Here is a 3,196-nt window from a genome sequence, read left to right on the forward strand (position 1 = left end):
CGCTAGTGAAGATTTTAGTTAGGGTTTGCGGCAAAAAGTACGGGCGAAGCATTCGGATAGAAAATCTACGGTTTCACCGATAAGTTATTGCCCGAATGCTTCGCCCCTACAGGACGCAATCGCCGATCAAGATGCAAGGTTTTTGAGCCACTAGCTTTAAAATCTTGCACCTGCCTCGCCAAACAGGCCCCAAACCCCTTACCTCGTCTATATTTCACATTTATTCAGCAGACCCTAGTTAGGTAATTCCCCAAAAAGTTGACGATATTTTTGCAGTTTTGCCTCCATTTCTACTAACTGCTGATTGACCTGTTCAGCCCGTTGGCGTTCATTTTCAGCCCGTTGCTTTTCCTGCTCCAGTAGTTGATTAATTTCGCTGTAGGACAAAAATTGAGTGCCATCAGGACGATAAATTTTTAACTCGTCGGTTAAGTCAAAACGAATGCCTAAACGGGGACTCACCCAATTATTAACCTCACTAACACTGTCTAAACTGTCACCAATTCGCTGCCAAGCTTCTAGACTATTATCATCGGGATCATAGACGTAGTATTCTTGGACTCCATAGCGATCATAAAATAGCAATTTTTTGGCCATTTCGATGGAGGTATTATTGGGAGAAAGAATCTCAAAGACGACTTGAGGAGCAAGATTATCTTCTTGCCATTGTTTGTAGGAACCTCGATCGCCTTTCGGTCTGCCAAATACTACCATCGTATCAGGAGCGGCGGCAATTTTCGGCTGGCCTTCCACGGGATACCACAACAGATCCCCCGCTACAAATACCTGGGGATCATCGATATATAACCAGTCGAGATTCTGCTTAATCGTCACTATCCAGTTAAATTGTTTAGTATTATCTGCCATCGGTTTACCGTCGCTCTCAGGATAGATAATCTCGGTTTTGTTAACTTGACTAACCATGGGGAATACCTGCCGAACTCATTGGGCTATTTTCATTATATAATAAGTTTGAACTAAGTAAGGAAAAGACCGATCTTGATTTTAGAACTACAGCAAGTAAATTTAGCTATCCGACGGGGTAGTGCTTATCTGTTAGAAGATATTACTTTTAGCATCAAGCAAGGAGAAAAGTTAGCTATTGTCGGAGCATCTGGGGCAGGAAAAACGACTATTTTACGATTGTTAAATCGTTTGCAGGAACCAAGCACGGGAAATATTTATTTTCAAGGTAAATCGATTAAGGAAATACCGGTTATTTCCCTGCGACAACAGATAGTTTTATTGCCACAAGAGTCGAAGTTATTAGGGATGACTGTTCGAGATGCTCTCGCTTATCCTCTGCAATTAAAAAAACTTAACCCTGCTGAAATTAATCAGAGAATTGACCGTTGGACATCTCTGTTAAAAATTCCTCAACAGTGGTTTGAACGCGGGGAGTTAGAATTATCTTTAGGACAAAGACAATTAGTAGCAATTACCAGAGCTTTGTTGTTAGAACCGAGCATACTGTTATTAGATGAACCCACCTCCGCTCTAGATACAGGCACGGCCAGCAGGTTATTAGAAGTATTAAATAATCAAAGTTCAATGACGATAATTATGGTCAATCATCAACTAGATTTTTTAGAGGAATTTGCCGAGCGAGTCATTTATCTAGAAGCGGGAAAAATTGGTTCAGATTGCCTCGCCCATCAATTAGATTGGTTAGGGCTAAAAACTCAGTTAATTGATTTAGAAAAATCTCGACAAAGTGACAATTGGTAAGATTAACTTAAAATTGCTGCGCCCTCCTGAAAAACTAATAATTCTCCTGAATTAATCGTTGTCCAAACTTCATTATCAGTTAAGGGTGTAGTGGCAATAATTGCTACTTGATCGCCAGGATGAGCTAAAGCTTGAAAATCAACGCTCACATCTTCATCAATTAAATGAGCGGCGGCAAAAGGATACTGACGGATTATATAGCTTAATTTCGTCGAACAATGGGCAAAAAAATGTTCACCATCGGATAAAAGATAATTAAAAATTCCTTGACAAGCGATAGAATTTGTGATAGTTTTTAGGACTTGATAAAGTTGTTCTAGGGAAGGTTTGCCCTGGGGAAAAGTCTCTCGTAGGGTATTAAGAATTAAACAGAAAGCTTTTTCCGAATCCGTCTCCCCAACTGGTTGATAAAAATCTCCCGCAGCCGGTGAGAAATTTTCTAAATGACCATTATGGGCAAAAACCCAATATTTTCCCCACAATTCCCGCCGAAAAGGATGACAGTTTTCTAGTTTAATTTCTCCTTGGGTAGCTTTGCGAATATGGGCGATAACATTGGTAGAATGGATGGGATAGTTTTTAATTAATTCCGCAATCGGAGAAGCGATCGAGGGTTTAACATCAATAAAAGTTCGACAACCTAAACCCTCAAAAAAAGCGATTCCCCAACCGTCTCGATGTTCGTCGGTTTTTCCTCCCCGCGCACAAAATCCCTCGAAGGAAAAACAGATATCCGTGGGGACATTACAATTCATGCCTAGAAGTTGACACATAGTTGCTTGAGTTTGAATATCAGATGCCGGCAAAATTACTTACTGCCAGCAGCCGTGACAGGAGACAGGAGAATTTTTTCCAGCTGCCTCTTGCCTATCCTAGCTAAGAAATTAATCTGGCACTACTGCTAATTAGGGTTTACTGAAAAAGTTTCTTGGTGGAGTCAGTATTCTCCGAGTCAGGAGTCAGGAGTTTCCCACTTCCCCACTTCCCCACTTCCCCACTTCCCCACTTCCCCACTTCCCCACACCCCACTTAAAAACATCTATGCTTAATCTCGTCTCCCTTCCAGAAATTCCCGCCGCTGCTTGGAAACGTCCTCTAGGCAAAGGTTGGGAAAAACCCTACAGCGTCCGCTACGCCAGCAATTTAGATGATGGTCCTTGGCATGGGATGCCCCTGGGAGGATTTGGGGCCGGTTGCATCGGACGTTCCCCCAAAGGTGACTTTAACCTCTGGCATCTGGACGGCGGTGAACACAGTTTTAATAGCCTTGCCGCCTGTCAATTTAGCATTTTTGAACAAACAGAAGACGGAAGCACCCAAGCCTACGCTATGGCGACGGAAAGCCCGACGGATGGAACTTTATCGCGCTGGTCGTGGTATCCAGCCGAAAAGGGAACATATTCTGCCCTTTATCCCCGCAGTTGGTACGAGTACAAAGATGTTTTTCAGACTCAATTAATTTGCGAAC

Annotated in this window: 4 protein-coding genes; 2 read left to right on the forward strand and 2 right to left on the reverse strand. The window is 42.5% G+C overall.

Annotated features, from left to right (window positions below):
* Positions 1–234: 234 nt before the first annotated feature.
* A complete protein-coding gene (locus tag PX481_RS10995) occupies positions 235–924 on the reverse strand; it encodes a Uma2 family endonuclease (RefSeq protein WP_002756679.1) in 690 nt (229 codons plus the stop codon).
* A 75-nt stretch (positions 925–999) separates the two neighbouring features.
* On the opposite strand from PX481_RS10995, the gene PX481_RS11000 reads away from it, so the two are divergent.
* Positions 1,000–1,728, forward strand: coding sequence for an ABC transporter ATP-binding protein (locus tag PX481_RS11000; protein ID WP_002756680.1), 729 nt, complete (start codon positions 1,000–1,002; stop codon positions 1,726–1,728).
* Between the two features lie 2 nt (positions 1,729–1,730).
* On the opposite strand, the gene PX481_RS11005 is transcribed toward PX481_RS11000, so the two are convergent.
* Positions 1,731–2,501 carry a class II glutamine amidotransferase gene (locus PX481_RS11005; protein ID WP_043998779.1) on the reverse strand — a complete coding sequence of 257 codons (771 nt, stop codon included), beginning with the start codon at positions 2,499–2,501 and terminating at the stop codon, positions 1,731–1,733.
* A gap of 268 nt (positions 2,502–2,769) precedes the next feature.
* Between PX481_RS11005 and PX481_RS11010 the strand changes: the two genes are divergently transcribed.
* Positions 2,770–3,196 (forward strand): GH116 family glycosyl-hydrolase (locus PX481_RS11010; protein ID WP_288094582.1); only part of this gene is annotated, 427 nt, incomplete at its 3' end.

The organism is Microcystis sp. M53603_WE2 (assembly GCF_030065435.1).